The 15,789-nt window shown below is 46.8% G+C and carries 15 protein-coding genes; 1 reads left to right on the forward strand and 14 read right to left on the reverse strand.

The genetic code is table 11. The annotated features are described in order from the left end of the window. Positions 1–22: 22 nt before the first annotated feature. Complete coding sequence (locus tag RUW00_RS07220) at positions 23–469, reverse strand: GatB/YqeY domain-containing protein (protein ID WP_007408278.1); 447 nt, start codon at positions 467–469, stop codon at positions 23–25. Positions 470–483: 14 nt separating this feature from the next. Continuing rightward, positions 484–657, reverse strand: a complete 174-nt coding sequence (rpsU, locus tag RUW00_RS07225) for a 30S ribosomal protein S21 (RefSeq protein WP_003152957.1) — start codon at positions 655–657, stop codon at positions 484–486. A 171-nt stretch (positions 658–828) separates the two neighbouring features. Here rpsU and RUW00_RS07230 point away from each other — a divergent pair, with 171 nt between their 5' ends. Next, positions 829–1,755 carry a Na/Pi symporter gene (locus tag RUW00_RS07230; protein ID WP_021494332.1) on the forward strand — a complete coding sequence of 309 codons (927 nt, stop codon included), beginning with the start codon at positions 829–831 and terminating at the stop codon, positions 1,753–1,755. A 37-nt stretch (positions 1,756–1,792) separates the two neighbouring features. Here the strand turns inward: RUW00_RS07230 and mtaB are convergent, their stop codons facing one another. From mtaB to gpr, 12 genes are all read right to left on the reverse strand, one after another. Further along, the gene (gene mtaB, locus RUW00_RS07235; protein WP_014305444.1) at positions 1,793–3,148 is read right to left on the reverse strand and encodes a tRNA (N(6)-L-threonylcarbamoyladenosine(37)-C(2))-methylthiotransferase MtaB; all 1,356 of its coding nucleotides are present in this window, start codon (positions 3,146–3,148) and stop codon (positions 1,793–1,795) included. Then, positions 3,148–3,918: a 16S rRNA (uracil(1498)-N(3))-methyltransferase gene (locus RUW00_RS07240; protein WP_007408275.1), complete on the reverse strand. Its 771-nt coding sequence runs from the start codon at positions 3,916–3,918 to the stop codon at positions 3,148–3,150. Before RUW00_RS07240 ends, mtaB begins: the two co-directional genes overlap by 1 nt. 22 nt (positions 3,919–3,940) lie before the next feature. Further along, positions 3,941–4,876, reverse strand: a complete 936-nt coding sequence (prmA, locus tag RUW00_RS07245) for a 50S ribosomal protein L11 methyltransferase (RefSeq protein WP_014418413.1) — start codon at positions 4,874–4,876, stop codon at positions 3,941–3,943. 23 nt (positions 4,877–4,899) lie between these two features. Then, positions 4,900–6,027: a molecular chaperone DnaJ gene (dnaJ, locus tag RUW00_RS07250; protein ID WP_280145323.1), complete on the reverse strand. Its 1,128-nt coding sequence runs from the start codon at positions 6,025–6,027 to the stop codon at positions 4,900–4,902. A 185-nt stretch (positions 6,028–6,212) separates the two neighbouring features. Further along, positions 6,213–8,051, reverse strand: a complete 1,839-nt coding sequence (gene dnaK / locus RUW00_RS07255; protein ID WP_007408273.1) for a molecular chaperone DnaK — start codon at positions 8,049–8,051, stop codon at positions 6,213–6,215. Positions 8,052–8,075: 24 nt separating this feature from the next. Next, positions 8,076–8,651 carry a nucleotide exchange factor GrpE gene (gene grpE, locus RUW00_RS07260; protein ID WP_160216930.1) on the reverse strand — a complete coding sequence of 192 codons (576 nt, stop codon included), beginning with the start codon at positions 8,649–8,651 and terminating at the stop codon, positions 8,076–8,078. A 59-nt stretch (positions 8,652–8,710) separates the two neighbouring features. Next, complete coding sequence (gene hrcA, locus RUW00_RS07265) at positions 8,711–9,742, reverse strand: heat-inducible transcriptional repressor HrcA (RefSeq protein ID WP_003152889.1); 1,032 nt, start codon at positions 9,740–9,742, stop codon at positions 8,711–8,713. An 80-nt stretch (positions 9,743–9,822) separates the two neighbouring features. Beyond that, on the reverse strand, positions 9,823–10,962 hold the full coding sequence (hemW, locus tag RUW00_RS07270; RefSeq protein WP_280145324.1) for a radical SAM family heme chaperone HemW: 1,140 nt from the start codon (positions 10,960–10,962) through the stop codon (positions 9,823–9,825). A gap of 59 nt (positions 10,963–11,021) precedes the next feature. Continuing rightward, entirely contained in the window at positions 11,022–12,857 is a 1,836-nt protein-coding gene (lepA, locus tag RUW00_RS07275) for a translation elongation factor 4 (RefSeq protein ID WP_014418416.1), read from the reverse strand. A 132-nt stretch (positions 12,858–12,989) separates the two neighbouring features. Continuing rightward, a complete protein-coding gene (locus RUW00_RS07280; RefSeq protein ID WP_007408270.1) occupies positions 12,990–13,328 on the reverse strand; it encodes a YqxA family protein in 339 nt (112 codons plus the stop codon). Between the two features lie 16 nt (positions 13,329–13,344). Beyond that, positions 13,345–14,538 (reverse strand): stage II sporulation protein P, encoded by a 1,194-nt coding sequence (gene spoIIP, locus RUW00_RS07285; protein WP_007612673.1) that lies wholly within the window; start codon positions 14,536–14,538, stop codon positions 13,345–13,347. A gap of 67 nt (positions 14,539–14,605) precedes the next feature. Beyond that, positions 14,606–15,712 (reverse strand): GPR endopeptidase, encoded by a 1,107-nt coding sequence (gene gpr, locus RUW00_RS07290; RefSeq protein WP_014418417.1) that lies wholly within the window; start codon positions 15,710–15,712, stop codon positions 14,606–14,608. Positions 15,713–15,789: the final 77 nt, after the last annotated feature.

Below are 15,789 nucleotides of genomic sequence, written 5' to 3' on the forward strand. Positions count from 1 at the left end.
AAGATGTCTTTTTTCTTGTCAATTAAGATAATTGACTGCTGACAAGTCTGTTAATTACGCTGCCGTCAGCTTTACCTTTTACTTTAGGCATAATAGCACTCATCACTTTGCCCATGTCCGCTTTGGAGCTCGCACCGACTTCAGCGATGGTTTCATTTACGATTGTCTGCAGCTCTTCTTCAGAAAGCTGCTTCGGTAAATAAACTTCTAAAATGTCCAGCTCTTTTTGAACTTTATCTACTAAATCTAAACGATTAGCGTTTGAAAATTCATGGAGGGAGTCTTTACGTTGCTTAAGTTCACGAGATAGGACAGTAAGTTCCTCATCCTCGGTCAAACTGTCTTTCTTAAGCTTAATTGCTTCGTTTTGAAGTGAAGCTTTCACCATTCGAACGACAGTCAGTTTGTCTTTCTCACGGCTTTTCATATACAGCTTCATATCTTGGTTAAGTCGCTCAAGAAGACTCATAAATCCACCCTCTTTTAGAATTTGCGTTTTCTAGCAGCTTCTGACTTTTTCTTGCGCTTTACGCTAGGTTTTTCATAAAATTCGCGCTTTCTTGCTTCTTGCAAAGTACCTGTCTTTGATACACTGCGTTTGAAGCGACGAAGAGCATCTTCAAGCGATTCGTTTTTTCTAACGACCGTTTTTGACATTCTCTTTCCCTCCCTCCGAATACACCAATCGACTACCTTTAAAAAGATACATATATAAACATGTACTTTGACATTATAATATAAGCCATCAGTCAGGTCAACTAAGCGAGCTCACTTTTCCGTCATGAATAAGGCTGCTTGTCTATATAATGATGGAAAGGGGTGTTTCATTTGATGATACTGATTCTCTTTACCGCACTTATCCTGATTTTTTTACTCGGAATGAGCCTGCTCAGGCAGGGGCTGATCGCATTAACGTATTCAAAAATTGAGAAGAGCCTGCTCTTATTTACCGACCACCCTTTGAAAGCTTTTCTCATAAGCATCGTATTCACTGGTTTTCTTCAGAGCAGCTCAGCCTTCATGGTCATTGTCATCGGCTTTGTCAGCGCAGGCGCTTTATCTTTTAAACGGACCATTCCGATGATTCTCGGCACGAATGTCGGCTCCACGTTTACGACGGAGTTTTTAGCCATAAAAATGGATGTGCTCATTTGGGTGCTTTTTATCGGAGGCCTTGTGTTTATCCTCATCCGTAAATATCCGTTCAGACAGATCGGCATAAGCTTCCTCGGTCTCGGCATCATCTTTTTTTGCATCACATGCTTCAGCCGGCTCGCCGTTCCGCTGACAGAAATGAAGGCGGGGGCGGAGGTTTTGCGACATGTGAATGATTCGAGCTGGTCCGCTCTTTTTATCGGTATGATATTGACGGCAATCATTCATTCAAGCTCCGTCTGCATCGGCATTTTGATGAGTTTTATGAACGAAGGGGTGATCGGCATTGAACAAGCGGTCAGCGTCGTTCTGGGATCTAATATCGGGACATGCGTCACGGCCGTCATGGCTGCTGTTTCAGGCGGTTATGCCGCCAGACAGACCGCCGGTGCTCACGTTGTGTTTAATATTCTCGGCGTGCTGCTCGTATTTCCCTTCCTGTCCGCATCAGCAGGTTTTACGGAGCGCCTGTCTGATGATCCCGCGCAGATGATTGCGCATTTCAGCCTGTTATTTAACGTAGTCACCGCCTTATTGTTTCTGCCGTTCACACATTTGTTTTACCGGCTGATTGACAGGCTGATTCCTCCGAAACCGTAAAAAAACCGATGCGGGAAGGCACCGGTTTTTTTATCTGTTATGAAGACATGCGCATGTTCCGGGTCATTTCATCCTCAACGACGCGGACGAATTGTCCTTCGTTATACGGATAGCCCGCTTTTTGAATTTTGACTTTGACAAGTTTGCCGATTACATCTTCCGTGCCTTTGAAGACGACTTTCATGTAATTGTCCGTATAGCCGACGAACATGCCGTCTTCATCAGACTCTTTAAACGCCTCTTCCGGAATGATTTCCAGAACCTCTCCTTCATAATCGGAGGCGTATTCTTTTGCAAGCTGGTCAGACAGCGCGATCAGCTTATGCACCCGTTCGTTTTTCACGTTCTCGTCAACCTGGTCTTCCATTCTGGCCGCAGGTGTTCCGGTGCGTTTACTGTAAGGGAATACGTGAAGCTCTGAAAACTTATGTTCTTTAATGAACCGGTATGTTTCCATAAATTCTTCTTCCGTTTCACCCGGGAAACCGACGATGACATCAGATGTGACGGCCAGACCCGGCAGCGCTTCTTTCAGCTTATTTAAACGGTCCGCGAAAAATTCCATCGTATATTTGCGTCTCATCCGTTTCAGAACGGTGTTTGATCCTGACTGAATCGGGATATGAAGGTGACGGACGATTTTATCAGACGCATCCAGCACTTCAATCACTTCATCAGTGATTTGGCTTGCTTCAATAGATGAAATTCTGATCCGCTTCAGTCCTTCTACACGTGTATCAAGCTCGCGGAGAAGCTTGGCGAAATTATAATCTTTCATATCTTCGCCGTAGCCGCCCGTATGAATCCCCGTCAGGACGATTTCTTTATAGCCGGCATCCACCAGCTGCTGCGCCTGTTTAATGACTTCTTCCGGATCGCGGGAACGAAGCAGGCCGCGCGCCCAAGGGATAATGCAGAACGTACAGAAGTTGTTGCAGCCCTCTTGGATTTTTAACGACGCTCTTGTGCGGTCAGTAAAAGCGGGAACATCCAGCTCTTCAAACACGCGTGCTTTCATAATATTGCCGACGCCGTTGATCGGCTGGCGCTCTTCCCTGTACTGCTCAATGTAACCGAGCATTTTTTCACGATCCTGCGTGCCGACGACGATGTCAACACCCGGGATGGCCATAATTTCTGCCGGAGAGGTTTGCGCATAGCACCCTGTTACGCAGATGACGCCGTCAGGATTTTGGCGGATCGCCCGTCTGATGACTTGACGGCTTTTTTTATCTCCCGTGTTTGTTACCGTACATGTATTAATGACATATACATCTGCTGTCTGTTCGAATTCTTTTCGTTCATAACCCGCATCTTTAAACAGCTGCCAGATTGCTTCTGTTTCATAATGGTTGACCTTGCAGCCAAGGGTATGAAAAGCAACAGTTGCCATTACTGATCACCTCTTAATAACTCTGTATGATAGGAAACTGCGCTTAACGCGTAAAGAGGCGCAGTTTCAGTCCGTAAAATTCTCGGTCCGAGGCCGCATAAGACGGCGCCTTTTTCTGAAAGCTGATGAACTTCAGACTCAGTCAGACCGCCTTCAGGGCCGAATACGATTAAAAGAGACGAACCTTGCGGAAGGCTTTTGAGCTCCGCGGCGAAAGCGCCCGTTTCTCCCTGCTTTGATGACTCCTCGTATGCAACGACACATTTATCGACATTCTCCGCCATTTCAAGCAGCTGCCGGAACGTATGAACGGTTTTCACTTCGGGAATTTCATTGCGGTACGATTGCTCCGCCGCTTCCTTCGCGATTTTCGCCCATCTCTCCCGTTTTTTCTTTGCCTTTTTATCGTCAAGCTTAACGACGGATCTGGCGCCTTGAAAAGGGATGAACATACTTGCCCCCAGCTCGGTCCCTTTTTGGATAATCCATTCAAGCTTATCGCCTTTCGGGAGGCCGCTTGCGATCCTGATCTTCAAAGGCAGTTCACGGTTTTCACCCGTCCACTCAGCAATGCTGCATGATATATGATCTTTAGAAACCTCTTTAAGCAGGCATAACGCTTCATGGCCGTCTTTCGAACAGCAGATAATCCGGTCTCCCGCACTCATTCTCATGACGTTCGCTATATGGTGGACGTCTTCCCCCGTGATTTGAAAATCAGGAGTTTCGTCCATCTCCTGCTTCGTGAGCTCGATAAAATATCGTTGCATACGCTGTGACACCTACTAACTGTTATTTTTTCGCGATGATGCTGACCCAATCTTCCATAGACAGAATTTCTATGATGGTAAAGCCGGCTTTTTCCAACGCTTCTTTTACTTCCTGTTTTTTCTGGCCGATAATGCCTGAAGTAATAAAATGGCCTCCGTCTTTGAGCAGGTCGTACGCCTGTGATGTAAAGCGGAGAATCACTTCAGCCAAAATATTTGCGACAATGACATCATGTTCGCCCGTGATGCCGTCTAACAAATTGTTCTGCTTCACTTCGGCCGTATCACTCACTTTGTTCAATTTCACATTCAGACGCGCGCTTTCAACAGCGACCGGATCAAGGTCATACGCATGAACCGATTCGGCCTCAAGCATGGCGGCCGCGATGCTTAAAATTCCTGAACCGGTGCCGACATCAATGATACGGTCGCCTTTTTGAACGATACGCTCAAGCGCCTGAATGCATAAAACCGTTGTCGGATGCGTTCCCGTACCGAATGCCATACCCGGGTCCATTTCGATAATCAGTTCATCTGTATGAACAGGTGTATACGTTTCCCATGTGGGAACGATCGTGAACTTTTCAGAAATTTTCACAGGATGATAATACTTTTTCCAAGCTGTCGCCCATTCTTCTTCATTAACTTCAGAAATGGTGATTTTGTTTCTGCCCAAATCAATGTCGTACAAAAGCAGATTGTTAATCGTCTCTTTAATGCCGTCCACCGTTTCGCCGAGGAAACTGTTGATCGGCAGATACGCTTTGACAATGACACCCTCATCGGGGTAATCATTGGGGTCGAGCTGGTAGATTTCCCCGTAAACATTCTCACGCTCTTTCATTAAATCAAGCGGATCTTCGATGACAACCCCGCTCGCACCAGCTTCATGCAAAATATTTGAGATGGGTTCGACCGCTTCATGTGTTGTGTGAATGCTGATTTCGGACCATTTCAAAACTACCAACTCCTATCCAATCATTACTCGCCTTTAAATGCGCGTTTTACTTTGTCAAAGAAACTCATTTCTTGTTCATCCGGCAGGTTTCCGCTGACTTCAGCGAACTCGCGGATGATGTCTTTTTGTTTATCTGTCAGATTCGTCGGTGTGACGACGCGGACGACAATGTGCTGGTCGCCTTGTCCGTAGCCCCGGACGTTTTGAACGCCTTTGCCTCTTAATCTGAATTTCGTGCCGGTTTGTGTGCCGGCAGGTATTTTCAATTTCACTTTTCCGTGAAGCGTCGGCACTTCCACTTCGTCTCCGAGTGCCGCTTGGGCAAACGTTAACGGCATTTCGCAATAAATATCGTCTCCGTTGCGCTCAAAGAACTCGTGGGCGCGCACATGGAATACGACAAACAGATCTCCCGCAGGCCCTCCGTTTACGCCCGGTTCACCTTGGCCCGGAACGCGCAGCTGCTGTCCGTCATCCACACCGGCAGGAATCGTGACATTGATTTTTTTCCGTTTTTTCACTTTGCCCGTGCCGCCGCAGTCAGAACACTTGTTTTTGATGATTTTTCCTGTTCCTTCACAGTGGTGGCAGACTCTTCGGTTAACCACTTTGCCAAACGGCGTGTTCTGTTCGACGTTCAGCTGGCCTGAACCTCCGCAGTGCGAGCACGTATCCGGCTTTGTTCCCGGCTTCGCGCCAGACCCTTTACATGTTTCGCAATTCTCTTCGCGCGGAATTTCAATGATCGTTTCTTTTCCGAAAGCCGCGTCTTCAAATGACAGGGTCATTGTATACTGCAGATCCGCGCCTTGCCGCGGCGCATTCGGGTCACGGCGTCTCGTGCCGCCTCCGAAGATGCTTGAGAAGATGTCATCGAAACCGAAGCCGCCGAAGTCTCCGCCGCCTCCGAAACCGCCGCCGAATCCCTGGTTAGGGTCTGTATGGCCGAATTGGTCATATTGAGCGCGTTTTTGGTCGTCTGAGAGCGCTTCGTACGCTTCTTTTACCTCTTTGAATTTTTCATCTGCTCCGGATTCTTTATTGATATCAGGATGATATTTTTTTGAAAGCTTCCGATAGGCTTTTTTGATTTCATCCTTTGAAGCGCTCTTACTTACCCCAAGCACTTCATAGTAATCACGCTTACTCATCTCGCTTCACTCTCCCGAATTTCTCACATAAATTAGATTGTATCATTTCGAATTATGTTTTTTCAATTCCTTTTATCCCGGGCAAGAAAAAAAGTCAAAGCCAAGAGATGCCTGACTTTGACTTTCTGTCTGTTGAATCAGAATATGCTGTGTGTTCTTCCGCCTATAGCCATGCGGGAAAGAACTTATTTTTTCGTTTCGTCGTCTTTTACTTCTTCGTATTCCGCATCGACAACGTTGTCGTCCGCTTTTTTGCCTTCAGCGTTTGCTCCGCCTTCAGCCTGCTGCGCTTTTGCAGCTTCTTCATAAAGCTTCATAGAAAGCTCTTGAACGATTGTTTGAAGCTCATCTTTTTTCGCTTTGATGTCTTCAATTTCGTTTTTCTCGATAGCGGCTTTCAGCGCGTCTTTCGCGTCGTTTGCTTTTTTCACTTGCTCTTCGTCCACTTTGCCTTCCAGATCTTTTAATGTTTTTTCCGTTTGGAACACAAGCTGGTCAGCTTCGTTGCGGACTTCGATTTCTTCTTTTCTCTTCGCATCAGCGTCAGCGTTTTCTTCCGCTTCTTTTACCATGCGTTCGATCTCATCATCAGAAAGACCTGAAGAAGATTTGATAGTAATGTTTTGTTCTTTTCCTGTGCCTAAGTCTTTCGCTCTTACGTTTACGATACCGTTTTTGTCAATATCGAAAGAAACTTCGATTTGCGGTACGCCGCGCGGTGCCGGCGGGATATCAGTAAGCTGGAAGCGGCCGAGCGTTTTGTTGTCGGCAGACATCGGGCGCTCACCTTGAAGCACGTGAATGTCAACAGCCGTTTGGTTGTCAGCAGCGGTTGAGAATACTTGAGACTTGCTCGTCGGAATTGTCGTGTTGCGGTCGATCAGTTTCGTGAACACGCCGCCCATTGTTTCAATACCGAGAGAAAGCGGTGTAACGTCAAGAAGAACAACGTCTTTTACGTCTCCCGTGATGACGCCGCCTTGAATCGCTGCACCCAGCGCTACAACTTCATCAGGGTTTACGCCTTTATGCGCTTCTTTACCCGTTTCTTTTTTGATTGCTTCCTGTACGGCAGGAATACGTGTTGATCCGCCGACAAGGATAACTTTGTCGATTTCGCTTGCAGAAAGATCCGCATCTTGAAGAGCCTGACGGACAGGAGCCATTGTGCGCTCAACAAGGTGAGCGGAAAGCTCTTCGAATTTAGCGCGGGTCAGTGTCAGCTCAAGGTGAAGCGGACCTGCTTCTCCCGCCGTGATAAACGGTAAAGAAATTTGTGTGGATGATACGCCGGAAAGATCTTTTTTCGCTTTCTCAGCCGCATCTTTCAAACGCTGAAGCGCCATTTTGTCTTTTGAAAGATCAATGCCGTTTTCTTTTTTGAATTCTGCTACGAGATGATCGATGATGACTTGGTCAAAGTCGTCCCCGCCAAGACGGTTGTCACCGGCAGTTGAACGGACTTCAAACACGCCGTCGCCAAGTTCAAGAACAGATACGTCAAACGTACCGCCGCCAAGGTCGTAAACAAGAATTGTTTGGTCTTCGTCCGTTTTATCAAGTCCGTATGCAAGCGCTGCTGCAGTCGGCTCGTTGATAATACGCTCTACTTCAAGACCGGCGATTTTACCGGCATCTTTTGTCGCTTGGCGCTCTGCATCGTTGAAGTATGCAGGAACCGTGATAACGGCTTTTGAAACTGTTTCGCCGAGGTAGCTTTCAGCATATGCTTTCAGATGCTGAAGGATAATAGCTGACACTTCTTGAGGCGTGTAGTCTTTTCCTTCGATTTCCACTTTATAGTCAGTACCCATATGGCGTTTGACAGACATGATTGTGTTAGGATTTGTGATTGATTGGCGTTTCGCCACTTCCCCTACTTGGCGCTCGCCGTTTTTAAATGCAACGACTGACGGAGTCGTACGGTTTCCTTCAGCGTTGGCGATGACTGTAGGCTCTCCGCCTTCAAGCACTGCCACACATGAGTTTGTCGTACCCAAGTCAATTCCGATTACTTTACTCACTTTGAATTACCTCCTGCTATGTAGTTATTGATTCACTTTTACCATTGAAGGACGGATGACGCGATCCTTCAGTTTGTAGCCTTTTTGCAGTTCTTCGATAACAATATTGCTGCCGAAGTTTTCATCTTCCACCTGCATGACGGCTTGGTGAAGGTTCGGATCAAATTCCTGACCGACAGCTTCGATGGCTTCAACGCCTTCTTTTTCAAGTGCGTCCATCAGCTGGCGGCGGACCATTTCCATACCTTGCAGCAAGCTTTTTGTCTGCTCGCTTTCAGCTTCTACCTGTAGCGCCCGTTCAAAGTTATCGAGAGCCGGAAGGATTTCCGTTACGACGTTTTGAGAACGGTATTTCTGAGCAGCTTCCATTTCAAGGCGGCTGCGTCGTTTATAGTTTTCAAAGTCTGCTTGAACACGCAAAAGCTTGTTTTCTTTTTCATCAAGCAAACCCTGCAATTCATCAATTTGGTGCTGAAGGGTTTCTTCCTGACCTGCCGTTTCTTCATGCTGCTCTTGTGAAGCGGCTTGTTCTGCCTGTTCTGTCACTTCTTCTTGTTCTGCTGCTTCAACCTGTTCTGCGGTTTGTTTTTCTTCTGACATTGTGTTCACCTCCCTCAAATGCTGTAAAAAGATGACTGAAAATGATTGCCAAAATTCCCTTATTCATCATACAAACTTGTGAATGCTTTTGACAAGTCCGAAGTCACGTGCTGCAGCAGGCTGACGACTCTTGAATAATTCATGCGCGTCGGCCCGATAATGGCGATTGATCCGATCTGTTTCGTATCAACTGTATAGGTGGCTGTGATTAAGCTGCAGTTTTCCATTTCTTCGTAGTCGTTTTCTTTCCCGATTTTGATTGAAATCCCGGCTTTTGATGACTGAAACAGCTTCAGAACATCCTGCTCTTTTTCAATTAAAGATAAGAGCGAGCGGACCCTTTCAATATCATGGAACTCCGGCTGATTCAGCATGTTGATCTTTCCGCCGAAAAACAATTTCTCAACGTGGGCCGCCGGATGGAATGTGGAGCGGAGCGATTCAAGTATGCTGTCATAGTTAGCGATATGCTGCCTTAAATATGTGACAACCTCTTTGAAAATGCGCTCATTCAGTTCGTCCATCGGCACGCCCGCTAATCGATCGTTTAGTATATTGACCAGTTTTTCAATATCGGCCAAATCCACTTTAGCCGGGAAATTGATGGTGCGGTTTTCGACATGCCCCGTATTCGTGACGAGGATGGCGACCGCCTTATCCGGCTGGATCGGAACGATTTGAATCTGTTTAAGATAGTTCTCGCTCAGCGTCGGCCCGAGGACAATCGATGTGTAGTTTGTCAGGTCGGACAGGATTTGCGCTGATTTTTGGACTGTTTTTTCCAGCTCGAAGATTTTTTCTTTAAATATCGAGTGAATTAAATCCAGATCGGTTTTTGTCAGCTTGACGGGTGACAGCAAATGATCGACATAATACCTGTACCCTTTTTCCGACGGAATCCGTCCTGAGGATGAATGGGTTTTTTCAATAAAGCCCAATTCCTCCAAGTCAGCCATCTCGTTTCTGATCGTTGCAGAGCTGAATGTAATCTCGTCTTTTTTTGAAAGAGTTCTTGATCCTACAGGCTGCGCTGATTGTATAAAATCATTAATAATCACTTGCAGGATCAACAGCTGACGATTTGTTAACATCATCATCACCCCTGTTAGCACTCAAGGTCAGCGAGTGCTAATTCTATATCAAAAGTAACAAACCAAAAGAAAAATGTCAATTATAACTCACCCAAAAAAGCGCCAAAAACCTCATTTCCTAATAATTTGCCCTCATGCGTTAATGCAACCGATTCTTCCGTGTCACAGATCAGGCCTTTTTCGGTTAAATCTTTGAGAACATCGGGAAACAGTTCGTCGACCGAGCGTCCGAATTTATCGAGAAAAGCTTGCTTTTGTACGCCGGACATTTTTCTGAGACCGAGGAACATTTCTTCTTCAATCTGCTCCTCACGTGTCACCTCGTGCGTGTCACGGTAAGGCAGCCCCTTTTCTTCGATGAGCTGCATGTAATGTTTCACAGGCCCGGCGTTGACGGTGCGCGTGCCGCTGATATATCCGTGAGCGCCAGCGCCAAAACCGAAATACTCTTCATTGCTCCAATACGTCAGATTATGCTGCGATTCGTATCCGGGCTTTGCAAAGTTACTGATCTCGTATTGACGGATGCCCGCTTCACTCATCTGCCTCATGACCGTTTCATACATCTCGGCCTCTTGTTCTAGCGCCGGGAGATGCAGGCGGCCTTTTTGCATTAAATTATAAAACACCGTTTTCGGCTCTACGATCAGCGAGTAAACGGAATAGTGCTCCGCATCAAGAGACAAAGCCGTTTTGACGGAATTGTCAAGATCGGCCAGCGTCTGACCCGGCAGGCCGAACATCAAATCGAGACTGATGTTGTCGAAGCCGAGAGCCCTCGCACGTTCAAAGGAAGTGAATACGTCCTTTTGTTTATGCACTCTGCCGATTTTTTGTAAAAGCTCATCTTCAAAGGTTTGAACACCGAAGCTCAGCCGGTTGACACCGGCATTTTTCATGATTTTTAATTTTTCCGGGGACAAATCATCCGGATTCGCTTCCGCGGCAAATTCTATGAGTCCGTCAGAAGGCTTCAGCACGCGGTGAATGGAATCCATCAATTTTTCCAGCTGGACGGGTGAGAGCGATGTCGGCGTGCCTCCCCCGATAAAAATCGTACGGAGATCAGGGCGTCCCGTCCGTTCTATTGTATTTATCATTTCCTTTTCGAGTGAGTTTAAGTACTCATCGACAGGCTGGCTCTGAATAAAATATTTATTGAAATCGCAATAGTGGCAGATATGCTCACAAAACGGGATATGAATATAAGCTGATTTCATTTTGAAACACCTTCTTCTTTACAGAAAGAAGCCGCAGTGCGGGACTGCGGCGGCTTCCGTTATTTTTTCGGGCTGTCATCCATTTTAAGAACGGCCATAAACGCTTCCTGCGGCACTTCTACTGAGCCGACCTGCTTCATCCGGCGTTTTCCTTCTTTTTGTTTTTCAAGAAGCTTCCGTTTCCGCGAGATGTCTCCTCCGTAACATTTTGCAAGGACGTTTTTCCGCATGGCCTTAATGGTCGAGCGGGCCACGATTTTCTGTCCGATCGCTGCTTGAATCGGTACTTCAAAGTGCTGGCGCGGAATAAGTTCTTTTAGTTTTTCCACAATTACTTTTCCGCGTTCGTACGCGTAATCGCGATGCACGATAAATGACAGCGCGTCGATTTTTTCTCCGTTCAGCATAATGTCCATCTTGACAAGTTTAGACGGTTTGTAGCCGATCAGTTCGTAATCAAAGGACGCGTAGCCTTTTGTGCTTGATTTCAGCTGATCAAAAAACTCATAGACGATTTCCGCTAATGGCATGTCATAGACAATGCTGACACGATTTGCGTCTAAATATTGCATGTCGATAAAATTGCCGCGTTTTCCTTGGCAAAGCTCCATCACCGCACCGACATAATCGTTCGGCACCATCATTGTCGCTTTTACATACGGCTCCTCGATTCTTTCGATCTTTTGCGGGTCAGGCATGTTGGACGGGTTGTCGACAACAACCTTTTCGCCGTCTGTCATATACACATCATAGATAACACTCGGTGCCGTTGTGATCAGGTCGATTTTAAACTCACGCTCAATCCGCTCCTGAATGATTTCCATGTGAAGCATACCTAAAAATCCGCAGCGGAAACCGAATCCGAGCGCTTGGGATGTCTCTGCTTCATATTGAAGCGATGAGTCATTCAGTTCAAGCTTCTCAAGAGCTTCCCTTAAATCGTTGTATTTGGCCGTATCGATCGGATACAAACCGCAATACACCATCGGGTTCAGCTTGCGATATCCAGGCAATGCTTCGGCAGCCTGATTGGCCGCGCTTGTTATCGTGTCACCGACGCGTGTGTCACCGACATTTTTGATCGCAGCAGTTAAAAAGCCGACATCGCCGACGGTCAGTTCATCTGTCGGAGTTGCTTTCGGCGTGAACACACCGACTTCTGTCACTTCAAACTCTTTTCCGGTTGCCATCATTTTAATTTTCTGGCCCGGTTTGACCGTTCCTTCTACGACTCTGATATACGCGACGACTCCGCGGTACGCGTCATAAAGCGAGTCAAAGATGAGCGCTTTCAGCGGAGCTTCCGGATCTCCCGCAGGAGCCGGCACTTTTTCTACGATCTGCTCTAAAATGTCTTCGATGCCGATGCCCGCTTTCGCTGAAGCGAGGACGGCGTCTGAAGCGTCAAGGCCGATAACGTCCTCAACCTCTTGACGCACACGTTCTGGCTCTGCGCTCGGAAGATCGATTTTATTAATGACAGGAAGAATCTCAAGATCATTATCAAGCGCCAGATAGACGTTCGCCAATGTCTGCGCTTCTATTCCCTGAGCCGCATCAACAACGAGAATCGCGCCTTCACAGGCAGCCAGGCTTCGCGATACTTCATATGTAAAGTCGACGTGTCCGGGCGTGTCGATGAGATGGAATATATATTCTTCTCCGTCTTTTGCTTTGTATTTCAGCTGAACGGAATTTAATTTGATGGTAATTCCCCGTTCGCGTTCAAGGTCCATTGAATCAAGCAATTGTTCTTTCATTTCCCGCTGGGTGATCGCCGATGTTTTTTCTAAAATCCGATCCGCCAAGGTCGATTTGCCGTGGTCTATGTGGGCGATGATGGAGAAATTCCGGATTCTTGACTGCCTCTCTAAACGCTTTTCTTTATCTGTCACAATCTATCACTCCTACTATTAAACGCAAAATACACTAGCTTAGATTATATCAATAGGATTGTAAACATTCAATTAAAACAAGAAAGAGAAAAGCTTCCTTTAAGGAATCATCCGCTTTTCTCTTCATCAATGCTAACGGTTCAGTTTCGAAACCCACTCATACATCGCCTGCGCCGAGTCCGTCACGGTATTTGAAAGGGTTTCTCCGGCTTTTGAAAACAGGTTGAAGGTTTCCGCCTGTTCCAGCTGTTTTTGTTTTTCTTCCAGATCTTTCGCCGTAACGGTTTGCCCCAAAATGGAAGCTTCTTTTTCCTGTCCTTCTCCGCCGCCGAGCGTGAATGCTCCTTTTAAGGAGGGATCTTTGTATCCTTTCATATCAAGCATTCCGCTGTTTGCCTGCTGCATGCCGAACAAAACGCCGAAAAACATGACAATGGCGATCAGCAGGCATTTGCCGGTAAAACGGATCATTTGAATCACCTGATTTCTATTGTTTTTTCTTCTCTCCTGATTGTGAGCTGACCTTTTCTGCATCCCAGTACAGTTCGCTGAACACATCGGCCACGGCATCTGATGCGCGCCTCAGTTCTTCAAGATTGTTATCCACGCCCCCGAATTCCAGCAGAAGCGACCGATCGTTTAAATCTTGGTTGTATACTCCATTATCTCCCGGAGAGCCTTTTGATAAAACACCGACGCTTAAGCCGGGGTATTTTTTCTCCATCAGCTTATGAAGTTCACTTGCGAGTTTATAGTTTTCTTCAAAATTAGCGCTTTTTTTGCCGACGACGATGGCGACTCTGGCATAGCTTTTTCCTTTAATGTCGGCTGTCGTATTTTTCTTGCGGCGGGAATCCCGGTGAATGTCTATGGTATATTGCAGGTTTTTATTTTTGGCGAGCGCGCTTTTTACGACCGGCCTTGATTCGTCGTAGCTTCGCGCATAATTTAAGCCGTCTTTGTTCAGGCGGGCCTGAATGTCGGTTTTATCTACGGTCGCTCCTACACCTTGCGCTTCAAGCGCTTTTCCGAACATATCTCCGACAAGCGTGACATTGGCCTTCGAATGGCGGGCGTTATCCGGATTTGTTTCCCCCTTTAACAGAGGAAGATAGGATTCGGTATTATGAGTGTGGTAAATAAAAACGACTTTTTTGCTGCCTGTTGAATGTTTCGGCGGCGCCGTTTCCTCTTTTTTCGTTTTGTTTTCGATTTCTGCCAGGTTCACTTCTTTTTCTTTTTCCATCACCTTTGACGGCGGCGGAGATTCAGCCGGCATATTCGTATAATCCGTCCCCTGCCCCGCCAGAAGGATCTCCGTATCGTATTGGGCAAATCCCGGCAGCTCACGTCCCAAGAAACTCCGCGGGTCTTCCATATTAATGCTTGTCGCCAGTTTTAAGGAAAGCCGGGACAGCTGAAAAGAGTCTTTTTCAGGAAGCTCTGAGGCGAAATAATGATTTTCCATGCCGAGGAGGTGTGCAAACGCGTCACCCGGAAGTTCTCCGGCAATTCCGTGAAGAGAATCCGAAGAAAGCCTCAGTTCAGGGCGAAGCGATGTGAGCACACCCGATAATACGAAAATAACGATAAGGCTTGTCATAAACAAAAACATGCCCTTGAGCGCATTTCCACCGTTTACTGCAACGACAATTTGACGGTTTCTGCGTTTTTTTCTCATGATTTGAATCCCTCCAGCGCTTGTCTAGTAATTACTCTATGAACAAGCTAGAGGAGGTAGAACCATTTTAATGATTATAAGAACCTTTGTTATCTTGTGACACTTTTTCATGAAGGGCGGTGTTTAACCCGTTTGCAAGCACATTCGCCATATCATCAATAAAGGTGTCAATCTCCTTCGGCGTGACCATCAGATTATGGCCGAGCGGAGAAAGCACTTCGTGAATCAGCTGGCGTTTTTCGTTTTCGTCCAGCGTGCCGACAATACCGAGAAAGGATTGGCGTTCTTTTTCTCCGGGAAGGTCTTCGTCTGTCAGCACCTTCTTTTTGCCGAAGTTCATTCCGGCGGGCACCAGAGATCTTGACGGGCTGTCATCTTTCATCTCTCTGCCGAAATGTTTTAAAATATAATCCACCGTATCGCTTGCGATCGTAACCGCATCAACGACAGTCGGTACCCCGATTGCGATGACGGGGATGCCGAGCGTCTCCTTGCTTAATTCTTTTCTCTTATTGCCGACGCCTGATCCCGGGTGAATGCCCGTATCAGAAAATTGGATGGTCGTGTTCACCCTTTCAACGGCTCTTGCCGCAAGAGCGTCTACCGCGATCACAAAATCCGGCTTTGATTCTTTGATCACACCTTGAATAATATCGCTCGTTTCAATTCCCGTTAAACCCATCACACCGGGAGCAAGCGCGCTGACCGGCCTGTACCCTTCCTGCACATTTTCCGGCTGAAGCCTGAACAAATGCCTTGTCACAAGAAGGTTTTCGGTCACGAGAGGGCCGAGCGCATCCGGCGTCACATTCCAGTTGCCCAGACCGACGATCAAACAGCTTGCATCCTTTGGAATCTTTAATGCCGACAGATAGGCGGAAAATTCCTCGGCAAACACTTCTGTTACTTTTTCCTGCATCTCAGAGTCGTGTTCCCGAACCCCTTGAGCCTCGATCGTGACATAGCGCCCCTGCTTTTTCCCCGATAGCTCGGCGCCTTCTTTGGTAATATCGACGGTTCTGACTTTAATGCCGCCCTTGTCGCGTTCTTTTTCAATAAACCCGTTTATTTCTTTTTTCTGACCGGCTTGTCCGTCTTTTACCGCCTGTTTCGTTTCTACCGCTAAATCCGTCCGTATCAGAAATTGATTGACATCCAGTTCGTTGTTTTTCACAGGGAAGACCTCCTTCAATCATCGTGGTACATAGTGTGGCCATTTACAAAACGAATCATGCGAATTTACCCATCAAC

Origin of the sequence: Bacillus sp. IS1, assembly GCF_032461585.1 — a bacterium.
Classification (GTDB): domain Bacteria; phylum Bacillota; class Bacilli; order Bacillales; family Bacillaceae; genus Bacillus; species Bacillus velezensis.

Bases quoted from the DNA above. Each gene is read 5' to 3' on its own strand.
- dnaJ (WP_280145323.1), bottom strand. From the start codon at position 6,027: ATGAGTAAGCGTGATTACTATGAAGTGCTTGGGGTAAGTAAGAGCGCT.
- RUW00_RS07280 (WP_007408270.1), bottom strand. From the start codon at position 13,328: ATGATCCGTTTTACCGGCAAATGCCTGCTGATCGCCATTGTCATGTTT.
- RUW00_RS07240 (WP_007408275.1), bottom strand. From the start codon at position 3,918: ATGCAACGATATTTTATCGAGCTCACGAAGCAGGAGATGGACGAAACT.
- spoIIP (WP_007612673.1), bottom strand. From the start codon at position 14,538: ATGAGAAAAAAACGCAGAAACCGTCAAATTGTCGTTGCAGTAAACGGT.
- grpE (WP_160216930.1), bottom strand. From the start codon at position 8,651: ATGTCAGAAGAAAAACAAACCGCAGAACAGGTTGAAGCAGCAGAACAA.
- hrcA (WP_003152889.1), bottom strand. From the start codon at position 9,742: ATGTTAACAAATCGTCAGCTGTTGATCCTGCAAGTGATTATTAATGAT.
- hemW (WP_280145324.1), bottom strand. From the start codon at position 10,962: ATGAAATCAGCTTATATTCATATCCCGTTTTGTGAGCATATCTGCCAC.
- RUW00_RS07220 (WP_007408278.1), bottom strand. From the start codon at position 469: ATGAGTCTTCTTGAGCGACTTAACCAAGATATGAAGCTGTATATGAAA.
- rpsU (WP_003152957.1), bottom strand. From the start codon at position 657: ATGTCAAAAACGGTCGTTAGAAAAAACGAATCGCTTGAAGATGCTCTT.
- mtaB (WP_014305444.1), bottom strand. From the start codon at position 3,148: ATGGCAACTGTTGCTTTTCATACCCTTGGCTGCAAGGTCAACCATTAT.